The sequence below is a fragment of the Streptomyces sp. NPDC020299 genome, assembly GCF_044387825.1.
Taxonomy (GTDB): domain Bacteria; phylum Actinomycetota; class Actinomycetes; order Streptomycetales; family Streptomycetaceae; genus Streptomyces.
On record NZ_JBIRWL010000013.1, the window covers coordinates 119,588 to 135,476 of the forward strand.

A 15,889-nucleotide genomic window follows, 5' to 3' on the forward strand; every position below is an offset into this window, starting at 1 on the left:
TACGCCGTGAACGGCGCCGCCGCACACCACGCCTGGTGCGCGGAGCCCGCCGCCGTGGAGGACCCGGTGCACCCCCGGACGCCCAACCGCACCGCCGTGGCCGCCGTCCTCTTCGACCGCGACGGCACGCTCGTCGAGGACGTCCCCTGCAACGGCGACCCCGACCGGGTGCGGCTGCTGCCCGGCGCCAGGGAGGCCGTGGCACTGCTGCGGACGGCGGGCATCCCGACCGGCGTGGTCAGCAACCAGTCCGGCATCGGACGCGGACTGCTCACCGACGCCGACGTGCGCCGGGTCGACGACCGGGTGGATGCCCTGCTCGGCGGGCTCGGCACCTTCGTGCACTGCCCGCACCCGCCCGAGGCCGGCTGTCCCTGCCGCACACCCCGCCCGGGCCTGATCCTCGAGGCCGCCCGGCGCCTGGGCGTGGACCCCCGGCACTGTGTGGTGATCGGCGGCATCGAGGCCGACGTCCTGGCCGCGCGAGCCGCGGGTGCCCGGGCCGTACTGGTGCCCGACCCCGCCACCGGCCTGCTCATGGCCGTACGACGGATCCTCACCGAAACCGAAGAGGGAGAGCGGGGCGACTCTTGCTGAAGGGCCCGGCCGTTCACCGGGCGGCCGGTCACTCCTCGGCTGCCTGCTGCGTCCAGGTCCAGGCGTACTGGAGCCAGTCCGCCACCGTCAGCGCGCCGAGACCGCCGCAGACCAGGCGCGTGGCGCGCGGCGCCGAGGCGTAGGAGCACACCAGGACGCCGGCCAGCCAGGCCGAGGTGCAGAACGGGCAGGACACCAGTTCACCGACGGCACGCCGGACCCCGCTGCCGCGCGGTGTGTCCGAGACCTCGCTCGCCTCGCCCCCGGACTCGCGTCGGGTGAACGGCGCCCTGAGGAAACTGGTCACCTTGTCCCTGGTCAGCAGCCTCGAACCCTTGTAGGCGGCGGCCCCCATCAGGGCGACGTCCCAGGGCGGCACCCGCTGCGGCAGCCGCACACCGCGCCGGTGCGCCACCGCGGCGAACCCGGCGGCACCCGCCGTGAACACACCCGCGAGCACGGCGTAGCCCCCGAGGGGCTCCTCGCCCTCCTCGTAGCGCACGCTGTCCGTCGTCATGGCACCTCCCCGTTGCACGCCGGCCCCCGCATGCGGGCCGGCCCCGAGTTCCCCGGGGCGTGGCCGTCACACGTCGTCCTGAGGCAAGGCGCGACCCGACCGCCCATACTGTTGCTACGTACGGATCTGCGTACGGAGCCCTTCCCGGAGACGAACCTTCGACAAGGAGTTCCGGATGACCCAGATGCGGATCGGCCTGCTCGGCTCTTACGGCGGGTGCAACATCGGCGACGAGGCGATCCTGCGGTGCGTGCTCAGCTGCCTGCGCGCGCACCGCCCCGACGCCCACCTGGTCGTCTTCAGCCGGCACGCCGAGCACACCCGGCTCCACCAGCCACAGGCCGACGAGGTGGTCGCCTGGGAGGGAGTCCCGCAGAAACCCGTGCTCGACGCCCTGGCGAGCCTGGACCTGCTGGTGCTCGGCGGCGGCGGAATCCTGTACGACGGGGAGGCGCGCCGCTATCTGCGGCTGGTCCGCGCGGCCCACGAACGGGGCGTGCGCAGCTTCGCCTACGCCGTCGGCGCCGGCCCGCTGCGCGAACCGGAGGACCGGGAGGCGGTACGCGCCGTGCTGCCCGCGATGGACGACGTCGTGGTCCGCGACGAGGAGTCCCGGCTGGTGCTGGAGGAGGTCGGCGTCGAGTGCGAGCTCACCGTCACCGCCGACCCCGCGCTGCTGCTGCCGCCGGAGCCGTTCACCGAGAAGATGATGCGCGAGGAGGGCCTCCCCGTCGGCGGCCGGCTCATCGGGATGTCCGTACGGGAACCGGGCCGGGCGGCGGAGAACCTCGACGAGGCCAGCTACCACGCGCTCCTCGCCGACGTGGCCGACTTCCTGACCCGGCGCCTGGACGCGCACGTGGTCTTCGTGCCGATGGAACGCCAGGACGTCCACCACGCGCACGGCGTACTGTCCCGGATGAGCGCTCCGGACCTCGGGCGGATCCTCCACAACCAGTACAGCCCGGGCCAGGTGCTGGGCTTCATGCGCCACCTCGACCTCGTCGTCGGCATGCGCCTGCACCTGGTGATCTTCGCGGCGGTCACGGGTCTGCCGTACCTGCCGCTGCCGTACGCCGGCAAGGTCTTCGACTTCGCCCGCCGCACCGGCGCCCCGGCACTGGTCGGCGTGGCCCGGGAACAGGCCGGACTGCTGCTCGCCGAGGTGGACCGGCTCTGGGACGAGTTCCCCGAGCGCCGTGCGGACCTGGGCACCCGGGTGGCCGGGCTGCGGGCACTGGCCGCCGAGACCTGCGTGCGCTGCGGTGACCTCCTCGACTCCCTCGACGGCGGCCCGCGGGAGCCCGTACGGCACCGGGAGCCCGGCCTGTGCCTGTTCACCACGGGTACGGCGGCGGTCCGGGCCGACGGAAGGTAGCGCGGCGATGCCCCTGCTGGAAGAACCGCGCCGGCCCGGCACCGTCACCCTCCCGCCGCGCCCGGCCCGGCACGGCGGGCGGACGGACGTCCTGGTGGTCGGCGGCGGCCCGGCCGGAACCGCCGCCGCGTACGCGGCCGCGGACGCCGGCGCCGACGTCGTGCTCGTGGAGCGCTACGGGTTCCTCGGCGGCAACGCCACGGTGGCCCTCGTGATGCCGCTGATGTCCTTCCACAACGAGCACAAGCAGGCCGTGTTCACCGGCCCCGGGGAGCAGGGCGACCGGCTGCTGCCCGGCGACCACGGCGAGGGCGAGGCGGTGGTCGCCGGCTTCCTGCGGCGGCTGCTGGACCGGCTCACCGAACGCGGCGGCTGTGTCCCGCCCTCGCTGGAGACCGGCTACACCGTGCCGTTCGACCCGGAGATCTTCAAGCTCGTCCTGCTGGACCTGCTCGACGGCGCGGGCGTGCACCTGCTGCTGCACGCCTTCGCCTCCACCGCGCTGCCCCTGGACGACGGCTGGCGGGTGGTGTTCGAGACCAAGTCGGGACCGGTGGTGATCGACGCCGGGGCCGTGGTCGACGCGACCGGCGACGGCGACGTGGCCACCGCCTGCGGAGCGCCCTGCGAGATCGGGCGCCCCGAGGACGGCCTGGTGCAGCCGATGACGCTGATGTTCCGGGTCGCCGACTTCGCACGGCCGCGGTTCGCCGAGTACGTGCGCTCCCACCCCGACCAGTGGCGCGGTGTGCACGGGCTGTGGGACCTGGTCGAGGAGGCCACGGCGGCGGGCGAGCTGCGGCTGCCGCGCGAGGACATCCTGTTCTTCGGCACCCCGCACCCGGGCGAGGTCGCCGTCAACAGCACCCGGGTCACCGGGGCGCTGGGCATCGACGTCTGGGACCTGACCCGGGCCGAGTACCTGGCCCGCCACCAGATGGCCCAGATCGACCGGTTCCTGCGCACCCGCGTGCCCGGCTTCGAGAACGCCTACGCGGTGCAGAGCGGCACCCAGATCGGCGTACGGGAGACCCGCCGCATCCTCGGCGACTACCAGCTGACCGGACACGACATCCTCCAGGCCCGCGCCTTCCCGGACGTCGTCGCGCACGGCGCGTACCCGATCGACATCCACAACCCGCAGGGCACCGGAACCGTCCTCAAGCGCGTGCCCCGGGGGCGTTTCTACGACATCCCGCTGCGCGCGCTGCTGCCCCGCGGCATCGAGCGGCTGCTGGTCGCCGGCCGCTGCATCTCCGGCACCCACGTGGCGCACTCCTCGTACCGCGTGATGCCCATCGCGATGGCCACCGGCCAGGCCGCGGGCGTGTGCGCCGCGCTCGCCGTCCGCCTGGGCCGGCGCCCCCGCGAGGTGCCCCACCGGGTCGTCCAGCAGGAACTCCTGCGCCAGGGCGCCCGCCTGCGCTGCGAGGCCGCCGACCTCGCGCCGACGCCTCACTGACCGGCGAGACTCACACCGGGGACGGCTCCGGTACGGGAGCGGGCTCCGGAGGACGCGGGTCGGGGGGCGGGGTGGGCGACGGGCCGGGCGGCGGTTCGGGCACCGGGTCCGGCAGCGGCGGCCCGGGAGCCGGATCGGGCCGGCCCGGGCCCGGCACCGGCGGCGTGGGCTCCGGCGGGACGGGGATGGGTGGCTGGACTGGCTGAACCATGTTCGCCTCCTTCGCGGGAAAAGCTGTGTGTTCCCCGTATTCCGCCCGTCACGCCCGCGCCGCTGGGAGACTGCCCCCGTGATCGACGATCTCCCCGAGGGACTCACGGCCCGGCACCCCGTCGCCGAGGACCATCCGCAGGTGCTGGCCGTGCTCGAGGCGTGGTGGGGCGGCCTCAAGGGCGCGGCCGGAGCCCGGGAGCGCGCCCTGCTGCTGCCCCGCCTGTACTTCCAGCACTTCACCACCACCAGCTACCTGGTCGAGCACGGAAACGGTGAGCGCGGAGACGGCGAACTCGCGGCCTTCCTCGTCGGATTCCTGTCGCAGACCGACCACGAGGCCGCCTACGTGCACTTCGTCGGCGTCGACCCGGCACTGCACGGCCGGGGCGTCGGCCGTGCCCTCTACCGGTCCTTCTTCCGGCTGGCCGGGTCCCACGGCCGCCGCTACGTGCACTGCGTCACCAGCCCGCAGAACACCGCCTCCCAGGCTTTCCACACCCGCCTCGGCTTCACCGTCTCCCCCGTCCGGCCCGACTACGACGGCCCCGGCCTCGACCGCGTGACCTTCACCCGGGACCTGGCGTAGACCTTGCCTGGCTCAGGTGCTCGGCGCACGCTGGTGGTATGCCTGGTCACGACGGCCCCACGCTCATAGGCTCCGTCCAACGGGCGTTCCGGCTGCTGGAGGCGGTGAGCGCGCACGCCAACGGCGCGCCGGCGAAGCAGTTGGCGCGGGAGACGGGCCTGCCCCTGGCCACCGCCTACCACCTGCTGCGCACGCTGGTGTACGACGGATACGTACGCAAGCTCGACGACGGCGTCTTCGTCCTGGGCGACAGGCTCCAGACGCTGCACACCAGGGGCAGCGGGCAGACACTGCTCAGCCGGGTCCGGCCCTCGCTCGCCGCACTGCGGGACGAGTTCGCCACCGCCACCTACCTGACCTTCTACGAGGAGGGCGAGATCCGGGTCGCGGAGATCGTCGACGGCCCCCGGGCGCCCCGGGTCGACCTGTGGGTGGGGTTCGAGGACGCGGGGCACGCCACCGCGCTGGGCAAGTCCGTGCTGCGTGAGCTGGACGACGACTCCCGCCAGGACTACCTCTCCCGTCACCGCCTCCCCGGGCTCACCCCGCGGACCATCACCAGCCCCGTCGAACTGCTCAGGCGGCTCGACACCTCGCCCGTGGCCCCGGCGGTCACGGACCTGGAGGAGTACTGTCTCGGCACGGTGTGCGTCGCGGTGCCCGTCTACAGCGGGAACACGCTCGGCTCGCTCGGCGTCTCGCTGCCCGCGGACCGGATCTCCCGGATCGAGGAGATCAGGGCGCGGCTGCTGTCGACCTCGAGCCGCGTGACCAGGGGCCTGTCGCTCACTATCTGAAATTCCGTGGCTTGTCTCACAGGGGAACAAACCCGTTTCCTGGATGAAACGGACTTTTCGGGAGTCTCCCCCCGGCTGACAGATGAGGACTGCGGAAGACACATGAGTCAGGCCCGAGACCATGGCGGCGACCAGTGGCCGATACGACTGCTCAGGAGCCGGGCGGCCGGTCGCCGAGCGGCCCCCGTACTGCCCGTACTGATCGTCTGCCTCGTCGTGCTCGTCGACCTCCTCGGCGGGGCCGGGATGATCTGGCTGCCGCTGCTCGCCGCCGGACCCGCGCTGTCCGCCACCACCAACGGCCCGCGCGGAGTGCTGTGCGTCGGGCTGCTCGCCGCCGCGCTGAGCGCGACGCTGGGCTCCCGCGACGGTGTTCCGCTCGCCGAACTGTCCGCTGTGCTGTCCGCCCTGCTGGCCGTCACCCTGGCCAGCTGCCTGACCAGCGCGCGGCGCGGCCGCCGGGAAAGGGTGCTGGCGGCCGTCCGGTCGGTCGCGGAGGCCGCCCAGCACGCGCTGCTCAAGCCCGTACCCACGACGGTCGGACCATTCCAGGTGGCCGTCCGCTACAGCGCCGCCGCCGCGGAGGCCCGTATCGGCGGGGACCTCTACGCCCTGGTGCCCACCCCCTACGGGGTGCGGCTGATCGTCGGTGACGTACGCGGCAAGGGACTGCCCGCCGTGGGTACCGCCGCGCTGGTCCTCGGCGTCTTCCGGGAGGCCGCCTACGACGAGCCCGATCTCCTCGCCGTGGTCGGCAGGATCGAGCGGAGCCTGGCGCGCAACCTCGGAGACGACGACTTCGTCACCGCCGTGGTCGCCGGACACCCCTCACCCGGGCGTCTCGAAGTGGTCAACTGCGGACACGCGCCCCCGCTGCTGGTGCGCGAGTCCGCCGGAGGCGTCGAAGCGGTGGAGCCGATCCAGCCGGCCCCGCCGCTCGGCCTGCGCGCCCTCTCCGGCGAGGTCCCCAGCCTCCAGGTGCTGCCGTTCGCCGACGGGGACCAGTTGCTGCTGTACACGGACGGGGTGACCGAGGCCCGCGACCACGGCGGTGAGTTCTATCCGCTCGCCGAAGGGCTGGCCCGCCATGTGTCCGGCGAACCGGCACGCACCCTGGACGCGCTCCATGACGAACTGCTGACCCATGTGGGCGGCCGGCTGCACGACGACGCCGCGCTGCTCCTGCTGCGCATGCCGGCCGCCACGGAAGCGCCGGTCGCCGAGGCCGCCGTCGCCGGATTCGCTCAGGTCTGAGCCGTCCTGCCGCGTGCCGCCGTGACGAGGTCGGCCCACCGGGTGATTCCGCCGGGGTGGATGCGGATGCCGTGCCGGGCGGCCAGCGCGTGGACGATGTGCTCGCCCCGGCCGTGCTCGTCCGGGTCGACACAGGCCGGCGACCGTCCGGCCGTGCGAGCCGGTCCGGCGTCGGTGACCTCGACGCGCAGGGTGCCGGCTCCCTCGCCCCGGACCCAGGACAGCCGCAGTTCCGCGGGAGGCAGGGCGTGCACGAGCGCGTTGGTGAGCAGCTCCGAGACCACGAGCAGAGAGTCCTCGACGACCTCCGGGGCCACGTCCCAGTCGGCGAGGACAGCCCCGGCCCGTCGACGCACGGCGGAAACGGCACCGCTGACCGGCGGCAGCGCGAAGATGTGCTCCACTGTGTCGCCAGGCATGGGATCGAGCTCCAGCTGTACCGACATCAGATCTCCTCCCGTGAGCCGGCGGTGCGCCGGGCCTCAGCGCGCTTTGCCGGGCCTCGTAGCAAACTAAGAAGCCGGACGAACCGGGTCAATGAACGTCGGTCGGCATTGTCGAACGCTGGGGGGCCGACCGTGGCGGAGCCTTCGACCCGCACGAAAGGCGGACAGACCACGGCGGTAATAGGCTCGGTCCATGACCGGCCCGGTCCAGTCCATCGAACGGGCGGCGGCGATCCTGCGTCTGCTCGCCGGTGGACCTCGCCGACTCGGACTCGGCGAGGTGGCGGCCTCGCTCGGGCTGGCGAAGGGCACCACCCACGGCATCCTGCGCACACTCCAGCACGTGGACTTCGTCGAGCAGGACGCGGCGACCGGAAAGTACCAGCTCGGGGCAGCCCTGCTGCACCTCGGCACCAGTTATCTCGACGTCAACGAACTGCGGTCGCGCTCCATCAACTGGGCCGACGCCCTGGCCGCCCGCAGCGGCGAAGCGGTCCGCCTGGGCACCCCGCTGGAGGGCCAGGTCCTCGTCGTCCACCACGTGTTCCGGCCGGACGACAGCCTTCAGACCCTGGACGTGGGCTCGCTGCTGCCGCTGCACGCGTCCTCGCTCGGCAAGGTCCTGCTGGCCTTCGGGACCGCGCCCCTGGAGGAGGCCCTGGAGCCCGGTCTCGAGGCGTACACCCGCCACACCCTCGCCGTCCCGGAGCAGCTCAACCGGGCCCTCGCCGAGGTCAGGGAGGTCGGATGGGCCGCCGAGGTCCAGGAGATGAGCATGGGCGAGGCCGGTGTCGCCGCGCCGATCCGGGGGCACGGCGGCCTCGTGGTGGGTGCCATCGGACTGTCCGGCCCGGTCGAGCGGATCTGTGACAACCAGGGCCGGCCCCGGCCGAACCTGATCACGCTGCTGCGCGAGGCCGCGCGGGCGATCTCCAGAGACCTGGGAGCCGCCCGCTGGTGATGCGCCGCCAGTCCCCGCCGTGACACATCGGAAGGGCAGACCCGATCATGGTTGAGCGGTATGTGATGTCCGTCGATCAGGGCACCAACTCCACCCGATGCATTCTGTTCGACCACCACGGCCGGCTGGTGTCCGTGGCCCAGCGTGAGCACCGGCAGCACTTCCCCAGGCCCGGATGGGTCGAGCACGACGCCGTCGAGATCTGGCGCAATCTGCTGCGGATCGTGCCCGAGGCCCTGTCCGGCGCCGACGTCGCCGTCCAGGAGATCGCCGCCATCGGCATCACCAACCAGCGGGAGACGACGGTGCTCTGGGACCGGCGGACCGGTGACCCGCTGGGCAGGGCGATCGTCTGGCAGGACACCCGCACGGCACCGCTCGTCGAGCACCTCAAGCGCGAACCCGGCGAGGAGTTCTTCATCGAGCGCTGCGGCCTGCCCCCCTCGACCTACTTCTCCGCGCTGCGCATCCGCTGGCTGTTCGACCAGGTCGACGGGCTGGAACAGCGCGCCAGGGACGGCGAGGTGCTGTTCGGCACCATGGAGAGCTGGCTGATCTGGAACCTCACCGGGGGCGCGGACGGCGGTCTGCACATCACCGACCCCACCAACGCCAGCCGCACCATGCTGATGAACATCCGCACGCTCGCCTGGGACGAGGAGCTGCTGGCGTTCTTCGGCGTGCCCCGGCCGATGCTGCCCGAGATCCGGTCCTCCGCCGAGACCTACGGCGAGGCCCGCTCGGTCCTGCCGGGCATCCGCGTCACGGCCGCGCTCGGCGACCAGCAGGCCGCCCTCTTCGGGCAGACCTGCTTCTCCCCGGGCGAGGCGAAGTGCACCTATGGAACGGGCAGCTTCCTGCTCCTCAACACCGGCGCCGACCTCGTGCGGTCCCGGCACGGACTCCTCACGACCGTCGCGTACAAGATCGGCCCCCAGCCGGCGGTCTACGCCCTGGAGGGTTCGATAGCCGTCACCGGCTCCCTGGTCCAGTGGTTCCGGGACCGGCTGGGACTGATCAGCACCGCGCCGGAGATCGAGACCCTCGCGCTGTCGGTCCAGGACAACGGCGGCTGCTACATCGTCCCCGCCTTCTCCGGGCTGTTCGCCCCCCGCTGGCGCAGTGACGCCCGCGGGGTCATCGTCGGCCTCACCTCGTACATCACCAAGGGCCACCTGGCCCGGGCCGTCCTGGAGGCCACCGGCTGGCAGACCCGCGAGGTCGTCGACGCCATGAACGCCGACTCCCCGCTCCCCCTGAGGGAGCTCAAGGTGGACGGCGGCATGACGGCCGACAACCTGCTCATGCAGTTCGTGGCCGACGTGCTCGACGTGCCCGTGGTACGGCCCATGGTCGCCGAGACGGTCTCCCTCGGCGCCGCCTACGCCGCGGGCCTCGCCGCCGGCTACTGGCCGGACCTGGAGGTCCTGCGCCGCAACTGGCACCGGGCCGCCCAGTGGCTGCCCGACATGGACCCCGAGCGGCGGGCGCAGGAGTACGACAACTGGCAGCGGGCCGTGGAGCGTTCACTGGGCTGGATCAGACAGCTGAAGAACGACGCGTGAGGAGCACTCGTGAGGAGCACCCGGTCAGCTCTGCGCCCTCACCCAGCCGGCGTCGGCCGTGGAGAGCCGGTGCGCGGCCAGCGAGGTGACCGCGAGCAGTACGAGGGCGAGCCCCAGCGTCAGCACCAGGTGGCCGTGCCGGATCAGCGCGGCGCCCGTGAACGCGCCGGCGAACATGGCCAGCACCGACAGCACCCGGCGGCCCGGCCGTGGCGCCGCCCCGCCCGCCGGAGCGGAGTCGGCGGCCAGTCCGGTCAGGGTGAGCGTCAGGACGGTCGTGGTGAGGTCGGGCACGCCCAGCCGGCGGGCGACCGCGTTCTGCAGGCCCATGACCAGGCCCAGGGACACGATCAGGGCGTACCGCCCGCCGGTGGTGACATGGCCGCCGCAGAGCGCGGCGACCGCCACCGCGGCGGCCACGAGCACCGTCTGCAGTGCCGTGGCCGTACGCAGCAGGTGCCCGCGGTGGGCGGCGAACCGGGTGCCGAGCCGGCCGCCGGCGAGCGCCCCCAGCAGGAACGCCGCCGGCGACACGACGGACGCGAGCGCCGACAGGCCGGCCGTGCCCGCCAGGGCGAAGCCGAGGAAGACCACGTTCCCCGTCATGTTGGCGACGAAGACGTGTCCGAGCGCCAGATAGCTCACCGCGTCGACCAGCCCCGTGACCACGGTCAGGGTCAGCATCAGCGGCGGCAGCGGGCCGTGCCGGTCACCGGCGGGCGGCACCAGGGTGCGGGCCGCGTCAGTCAGCAGCCGGCGCATACCGGGCCCCTTCCGGTGCCGGGCGGTGCAGCACCGCCCGGGTGAGCAGCCCGCTGACCGGACCGGCCACGATCGCCGCGACCCCGGCCCACCACGGCCACGGGGCCAGCCCGAGGACGTGGTCGGCCGACCAGCGGCCGGGGCCGGTCAGCGCCGGCACCGCGGAGACGACGACGAGGACCACCGGATACTCGTAGCCGTCGTTCTGCACCCACAGCCCGTTGCGCCACTTCACGGTGGACGCGACCGTCATCACCCCCATGGCGGCCATCGCCGCCGCGGGCGTCAGCAGCCCGGCCGCCAGGAACACGCCCGCGCCGGTCTGGCTGCCGCCCGCGGCGAGCGCGGTGAGCCGGCCGCCGCGGAAGCCGTCGTGCCGGAACTCCTCGGTACCGCCCGCCAGACCGTTGCCCCCCAGCCGGAAACTGACCTTCTGCACTCCGTGGCCGGCGATGAGGAGACCCGCCACCAGCCTCAGGACCAACAGTCCGGTGTCCATCGTGTCGTGCCCGCCCCGGTTCAGCCGGCCGCGTGGGCGCCGATGACGGACTGCGCGTAGACGATGCCCATGCCGTAGGCGCCGCCGTGCTCCTTGACGACCTCCGTGACCGGGACGTACGTCTCGGTGCGGGCCCAGTCCCGCTGGAGCTCCAGCAGCACCTGCACCCAGGTGACCGGGACGGCACCCGCCCGGACCATGCGCTGCACCGCGTGCTCGTGGGTCTGCGGGCTGACGCCGCCGGACGCGTCGGTGACCACGTACACCTCGTAGCCCTGGGCCAGCGCGGACAGGGCCGGCAGGACGACGCAGACCTCGGTCCACAGCCCGGCGAGGACCAGTTTCCCGCGGCCGGTGGCCTTGACCGCCTCGACGAAGGCGAGGTCCTCCCAGGCGTTCATCGTGGTGCGGTCGATGATCTTCTGCTCCGGGAAGACCGCCGCGAGCTGCGGCAGGATCGGGCCGGAGAAGGACTCGGCGGCCACCGTGCTCAGTACCACGGGGACGTCGAACACCTCGGCGGCCTTGGCCAGGCCCACGGTCGCGTTGATGATCGCGGTGCGGTCGCCGCTGCCGGTGCCGAAGAACATCTGTGGCTGGTGGTCCACGAACAGCACCGTGCAGTTGTCGGGGGTGAGCAGGTCGGGGCTGGGGGCCGCGGTGACCTCGGCGATGTCGGTCATGCGTGTGCCTTTCCTTGTGTGGACGGGGTGTTGAGACGTGGTGATCAGAGAGAGAAGCAGGGGTCGAAGGCGGCGCCCGCCGTCGGTGCGAGGGTGCCGCGCCGTACCCGCCACTGCCGGTGCAGTTCCGCCTCGGCGACGGCCTCCGCCAGCGACTCGGCCTGCCGGGCGCCGGGCACGCCCGCGCCGGGTGCCGCCTGGTAGCCGCCGAAGTGCGCCACCGGGCTCCAGGCGGGGCTGACCGGGGGCGGTTCCTCGTCGAGGCCCTCGTACTCGGCGGCGGCGTACACGATCCGGCCGCCGGTGACCGTCAGCAGCGACTCGATGTGCGGGATCAGCGGCTCGGCCACGGTGAGGAAGTCCTCGGACAGGAGCGCGAGGTCCGCGAAGCAGCCGGGCCGCAGTACGCCCTTGACGTCCTCCTCGCCGGTCAGCGCGGCCCCGGACCGGGTGAACAGCGCCAGCGCGGTCTCCCGGTCGAGGCGGTGCCGGGGCGCGCGCAGCGCCAGGTCGCCGACGGTGCGCCCGCTGACCAGCCAGTGCAGGGCGATCCACGGGTTGTAGCTGGAGACCCGGGTGGCGTCCGTACCGGCGCCGACCGTCAGCCCGCGCTCCAGCATGGCGCCGATCGGCGGGGCGTCCGCGGCGGCTCCGGAGCCATAGCGGCGCAGGAAGGCCTCACCCTGGAAGGACAGCCGGTTCTGCACGGACAGCGCCCCGCCGAGCGCGGCGATGCGGTCCAGGCTCTGGGGGGAGACGGTCTCCGCGTGGTCGAACAGCCAGCGGTTCCCGGCCGGGAAGAGCCCGTCCGCGGCGAGTGACTCGAACACCGCGAGGTCGCGGCGGATGGTCTCGTCGTAGGTGGCGTGCAGCCGGAAGCCCCAGCCGTTCTCCATGAGCAGCCGGACCGCTTTCTCGAACTCCGCCTCGTAACCGGGGGCGAGTTCCGGGCGCGGCTGGCTGAAGTTCTCGAAATCCGCCGCCGCCCAGGTGAGGTTCTCACCCGCGCCGTTGAGGCGCAGCCAGGCGTCCCCGTCCCCGGGGCGGGTCATTTCGATCCAGCGGGTGAGGTCGGATATCTCCTGCCCCGGTGTCTGCGGGAAAAGGTGATAGGCGATCCGCAGCGACAGCCGGCCTTCCGCGGCCAGTTCCACGACCGTCCGGTAATTGTCGGGGAAATTCTGGAAGCCGCCGGCCGCGTCGATCGCCGACGTCAGCCCGAACCGGTTGAGTTCGCGCAGGAAATGCAGGGTCGAGGTCTTTTCGTCCTCGCCTTCCAGCGCCGGCGCCTTGGCCAGTGTCGAGTACAGGAGCAGGGCGCTCGGGGCGGCCAGCAGCAGGCCCGTCGGCTCCCCGTCCCGGCCGCGGACGATCTGCCCGCCCCTGGGGTCGGGCGTGTCCTTGCCGAAGCCGGCCGCCTTGAGCGCCGCCCGGTTGAGCACCGCCGCCTGGTACAGGTGCAGTACGAACACCGGGGTGTCCGGCGCGGCGGCGTTCAGCTCCGCGACCGTCGGCAGCCGCCGCTCGGCGAACTGCTCCGCCGACCAGCCGCCCACCACCCGCACCCACTGCCCCTTCGGGGTGCGCGCGGCCTGCTCGCGCAGCATCGCCAGGGCCCGGCGCAGCGTCGGCACGCCGTCCCAGCGCAGTTCCAGTACGTAGTTGAGCCCGCCGCGGATCACATGCAGATGGGCGTCGTTGAGGCCCGGCACCACCCGCCGGCCGAGCGCGTCCACCACCCGCGTGTCCGCACCGATACTCCCCGCCACGTCGGCGTCGTCACCGACGGCCGTGATGACACCGTCGCGCACGGCGAGCGCCGTCGCGTGCGGGCGGCGCGGGTCCTGCGTATGGATCCGCGCATTGCGGACCACGAGTTCCGCGGCATTGTCGGTGGCTCGCGGGACCAGCCCGCCGACCGGCATGGATGACACCGTGGGAAACCCCTCCCGAAATCGAATCGCTGCGGTGTCACGCTAAGCCGGTCCGGCGGGGCCGGGTGTTCCGTCCGTGCACCGAATCCGTTCCCACAGTGCACTGGCATTCGGTGCGCTGTGAGAACACGGGAAGTGCACTCGCAGGCAATTACCGGCCCCCCGGCGCATTTACCGTTACCGGCGTATCGAGTCATCACCGCACCACTGTGAACACCAGGAGAAATCCATGTCCGACGCCGTCCGGCCGGTCACGCCGGTACTGGAGCCCGCGGCGGCCGCCTTCGCGGAGGCGACCGCCAACCCGCCCTACCTCTTCGACCTGCCCCCCGCGGAAGGGCGCAAGGCGGTCGACGAGGTGCAGTCCGGCGACATCGGCAAGCCCGCCGTCGACGAGGAGTGGATCACCGTCTCCGGCGGTCCGACCGGCGAGGTCCGCGCCCGCGTCGTCCGCCCGGCGGGAGCGACGGGGCAGCTTCCCGTGATCCTCTACATCCACGGCGCCGGCTGGGTCTTCGGCAACGCCCACACCCACGACCGCCTGGTCCGCGAACTCGCCGTCGGCGCCGGCGCGGCGGTGGTCTTCCCCGAGTACGACCTCTCGCCCGAGGCCCGCTACCCGGTCGCCATCGAGCAGAACTACGCGGTCGCCCGGTGGGTCGTCGAACAGGGCGGCACCAAGGACCTGGACGGCTCGCGCCTCGCCGTGGCCGGTGACTCCGTCGGCGGCAACATGACCGCCGCCCTGACCCTGATGGCCAAGGAGCGCGGCGGTCTGCCGCTGGTCCAGCAGGTCCTCTTCTACCCGGTCACCGACGCGAGCTTCGACACCGGCTCCTACCACCAGTTCGCCGAGGGCTACTTCCTGCGCCGCGACGGCATGCAGTGGTTCTGGAACCAGTACACGACCGACGAGGACCAGCGCGCCGAGATCACCGCCTCCCCGCTGCGCGCCACCACCGAGCAGCTCACCGGTCTGCCTCCGGCCCTGGTCATCACCGCCGAGGCCGACGTGCTGCGCGACGAGGGCGAGGCCTACGCGAACAAGCTGCGCGCGGCCGGGGTCCCGGTCACCGCCGTCCGGGTCCAGGGCATCATCCACGACTTCGTGATGGTCAACGCCATGCGCGAGACGCACGCGGCCCAGTTCGCCATCACGCTGGCCGCGGACACCCTGCGCGCCGCCCTGCACACCGCCTGAACCCCGGGAGACACACCGACATGACCACCTCCACCCCCACCGTCGTCCTGATCCACGGCGCCTTCGCGGACGCCGGCAGCTGGTCCGGGGTCATCGCCGAACTCCAGGGCCACGGCATCCCCGTGATCGCCCCGCCCAACCCGCTGCGCGGCCTCGCCTCCGACGCCGCCTACGTCGCCTCGGTCGCCGCCCAGATCGACGGCCCCGTCGTCCTGGTCGGCCACTCCTACGGCGGTGCCCTCATCACCGTGGCCGGCACCACCGAGAACGTCGTCGGCCTGGTCTACGTGGCCGCCTACGTCCCGGAGGAGGGCGAGAGCCTCGGCGAGCTCCAGGGCCGCTTCCCGCTCTCCCCGCTGGTGAGCAACCTCAAGGAGTGGACGTACCCGGTGGCGGGCGGCGAGCGCGCCGTCGAGGTCACCATCGCGGAGGACGCCTTCCCCTCGGTCTTCGCCGCCGACGTGCCCGCCGGCGTCACCAAGATCCTCGCCGCCGCCCAGCGTCCGCTCGCGGCCGCCGCCTTCGAGGAGACCGCCACCGCGGCGGCCTGGAAGACCAAGCCCTCCTGGGCGCTGATCGCCGGCGCGGACGAGGCGATCAACCCGGAGGTGGAACGCTTCGGCGCCAAGCGCGCCGGCGCCACCGTCGTGGAACTCGAGGGCGCCTCCCACGCGGTCGCCGTCTCCCAGCCCAAGGAGGTCGCCGACCTGATCCGCGAGGCGGTCCGCGCGGCGGGCTGACCGGCACACGGGGCTCCAGCCGCGCGGACGTGTCCCTTCCGGGGGAGCGTTCGCGCGGCGTGGTTCTCCGGTCCGTGCGTGGGCTCAGCCGGCGTGGATGCTTCGCATGCGATCGGGTTCTCGCAGCCCGAGGGGGCCGCCGACCTGATCCCGGAGCCGGGGGAGTGACGCGTCCTCCCAGGTGGAGCGTTCGCGCGGCGTCGTGCGGCAGGGCGCTCACACGCCCCCGGCCCGCTGTGTGCGGCGGTCTTAACTCCCGGTGATCCGCTCAGCGACCTTCGTGTAATGAGCCCT

16 protein-coding genes are annotated in these 15,889 nt (G+C 72.9%); 10 read left to right on the top strand and 6 right to left on the bottom strand.

The features are described from left to right. Positions 1 to 6: 6 nt before the first annotated feature. Positions 7 to 597, top strand: a complete 591-nt coding sequence (locus ACH45E_RS30310; protein ID WP_361452590.1) for an HAD-IIIA family hydrolase — start codon at positions 7 to 9, stop codon at positions 595 to 597. Between the two features lie 28 nt (positions 598 to 625). Here the strand turns inward: ACH45E_RS30310 and ACH45E_RS30315 are convergent, their stop codons facing one another. Next, positions 626 to 1,114, bottom strand: a complete 489-nt coding sequence (locus tag ACH45E_RS30315; RefSeq protein WP_361452593.1) for a DUF1360 domain-containing protein — start codon at positions 1,112 to 1,114, stop codon at positions 626 to 628. 175 nt (positions 1,115 to 1,289) lie between these two features. Here ACH45E_RS30315 and ACH45E_RS30320 point away from each other — a divergent pair, with 175 nt between their 5' ends. From ACH45E_RS30320 to ACH45E_RS30340, 5 genes are all read left to right on the top strand, one after another. Then, positions 1,290 to 2,492, top strand: coding sequence for a polysaccharide pyruvyl transferase family protein (locus tag ACH45E_RS30320; RefSeq protein ID WP_361452596.1), 1,203 nt, complete (start codon positions 1,290 to 1,292; stop codon positions 2,490 to 2,492). A gap of 7 nt (positions 2,493 to 2,499) precedes the next feature. Next, complete coding sequence (locus tag ACH45E_RS30325) at positions 2,500 to 3,954, top strand: FAD-dependent oxidoreductase (protein WP_361452599.1); 1,455 nt, start codon at positions 2,500 to 2,502, stop codon at positions 3,952 to 3,954. A gap of 289 nt (positions 3,955 to 4,243) precedes the next feature. Then, positions 4,244 to 4,753, top strand: a complete 510-nt coding sequence (locus ACH45E_RS30330; RefSeq protein ID WP_361452602.1) for a GNAT family N-acetyltransferase — start codon at positions 4,244 to 4,246, stop codon at positions 4,751 to 4,753. Between the two features lie 38 nt (positions 4,754 to 4,791). Beyond that, on the top strand, positions 4,792 to 5,550 hold the full coding sequence (locus tag ACH45E_RS30335) for an IclR family transcriptional regulator C-terminal domain-containing protein (RefSeq protein WP_361452605.1): 759 nt from the start codon (positions 4,792 to 4,794) through the stop codon (positions 5,548 to 5,550). 102 nt (positions 5,551 to 5,652) lie between these two features. Then, positions 5,653 to 6,804, top strand: a complete 1,152-nt coding sequence (locus ACH45E_RS30340) for a PP2C family protein-serine/threonine phosphatase (protein WP_361452608.1) — start codon at positions 5,653 to 5,655, stop codon at positions 6,802 to 6,804. Here ACH45E_RS30340 and ACH45E_RS30345 read toward each other — a convergent pair. Then, entirely contained in the window at positions 6,795 to 7,250 is a 456-nt protein-coding gene (locus ACH45E_RS30345; protein WP_361452611.1) for an ATP-binding protein, read from the bottom strand. The genes ACH45E_RS30340 and ACH45E_RS30345 overlap by 10 nt on opposite strands. 193 nt (positions 7,251 to 7,443) lie before the next feature. Between ACH45E_RS30345 and ACH45E_RS30350 the strand changes: the two genes are divergently transcribed. Beyond that, positions 7,444 to 8,211 carry an IclR family transcriptional regulator gene (locus ACH45E_RS30350; protein ID WP_361452614.1) on the top strand — a complete coding sequence of 256 codons (768 nt, stop codon included), beginning with the start codon at positions 7,444 to 7,446 and terminating at the stop codon, positions 8,209 to 8,211. 47 nt (positions 8,212 to 8,258) lie between these two features. Next, positions 8,259 to 9,776 (top strand): glycerol kinase GlpK, encoded by a 1,518-nt coding sequence (glpK, locus tag ACH45E_RS30355; protein ID WP_361452616.1) that lies wholly within the window; start codon positions 8,259 to 8,261, stop codon positions 9,774 to 9,776. 24 nt (positions 9,777 to 9,800) lie between these two features. Here the strand turns inward: glpK and ACH45E_RS30360 are convergent, their stop codons facing one another. The 4 genes from ACH45E_RS30360 to ACH45E_RS30375 are packed head-to-tail and all read right to left on the bottom strand — an operon-like array spanning position 9,801 to position 13,645. Then, positions 9,801 to 10,538 (bottom strand): YoaK family protein, encoded by a 738-nt coding sequence (locus tag ACH45E_RS30360; RefSeq protein ID WP_361452619.1) that lies wholly within the window; start codon positions 10,536 to 10,538, stop codon positions 9,801 to 9,803. After that, the gene (locus tag ACH45E_RS30365) at positions 10,519 to 11,037 is read right to left on the bottom strand and encodes a DoxX family protein (RefSeq protein WP_361452622.1); all 519 of its coding nucleotides are present in this window, start codon (positions 11,035 to 11,037) and stop codon (positions 10,519 to 10,521) included. Before ACH45E_RS30365 ends, ACH45E_RS30360 begins: the two co-directional genes overlap by 20 nt. 20 nt (positions 11,038 to 11,057) lie before the next feature. Further along, a complete protein-coding gene (locus tag ACH45E_RS30370; RefSeq protein WP_361452625.1) occupies positions 11,058 to 11,720 on the bottom strand; it encodes a hydrolase in 663 nt (220 codons plus the stop codon). Between the two features lie 44 nt (positions 11,721 to 11,764). After that, complete coding sequence (locus ACH45E_RS30375; RefSeq protein WP_361452628.1) at positions 11,765 to 13,645, bottom strand: amidohydrolase; 1,881 nt, start codon at positions 13,643 to 13,645, stop codon at positions 11,765 to 11,767. A gap of 238 nt (positions 13,646 to 13,883) precedes the next feature. Here ACH45E_RS30375 and ACH45E_RS30380 point away from each other — a divergent pair, with 238 nt between their 5' ends. Together ACH45E_RS30380 and ACH45E_RS30385 are read left to right on the top strand one after the other, a co-directional pair. Continuing rightward, complete coding sequence (locus tag ACH45E_RS30380) at positions 13,884 to 14,855, top strand: alpha/beta hydrolase (protein ID WP_361452631.1); 972 nt, start codon at positions 13,884 to 13,886, stop codon at positions 14,853 to 14,855. 20 nt (positions 14,856 to 14,875) lie between these two features. Beyond that, positions 14,876 to 15,595, top strand: coding sequence for an alpha/beta hydrolase (locus ACH45E_RS30385; RefSeq protein ID WP_361452634.1), 720 nt, complete (start codon positions 14,876 to 14,878; stop codon positions 15,593 to 15,595). The last annotated feature ends 294 nt before the right edge of the window (positions 15,596 to 15,889 follow it).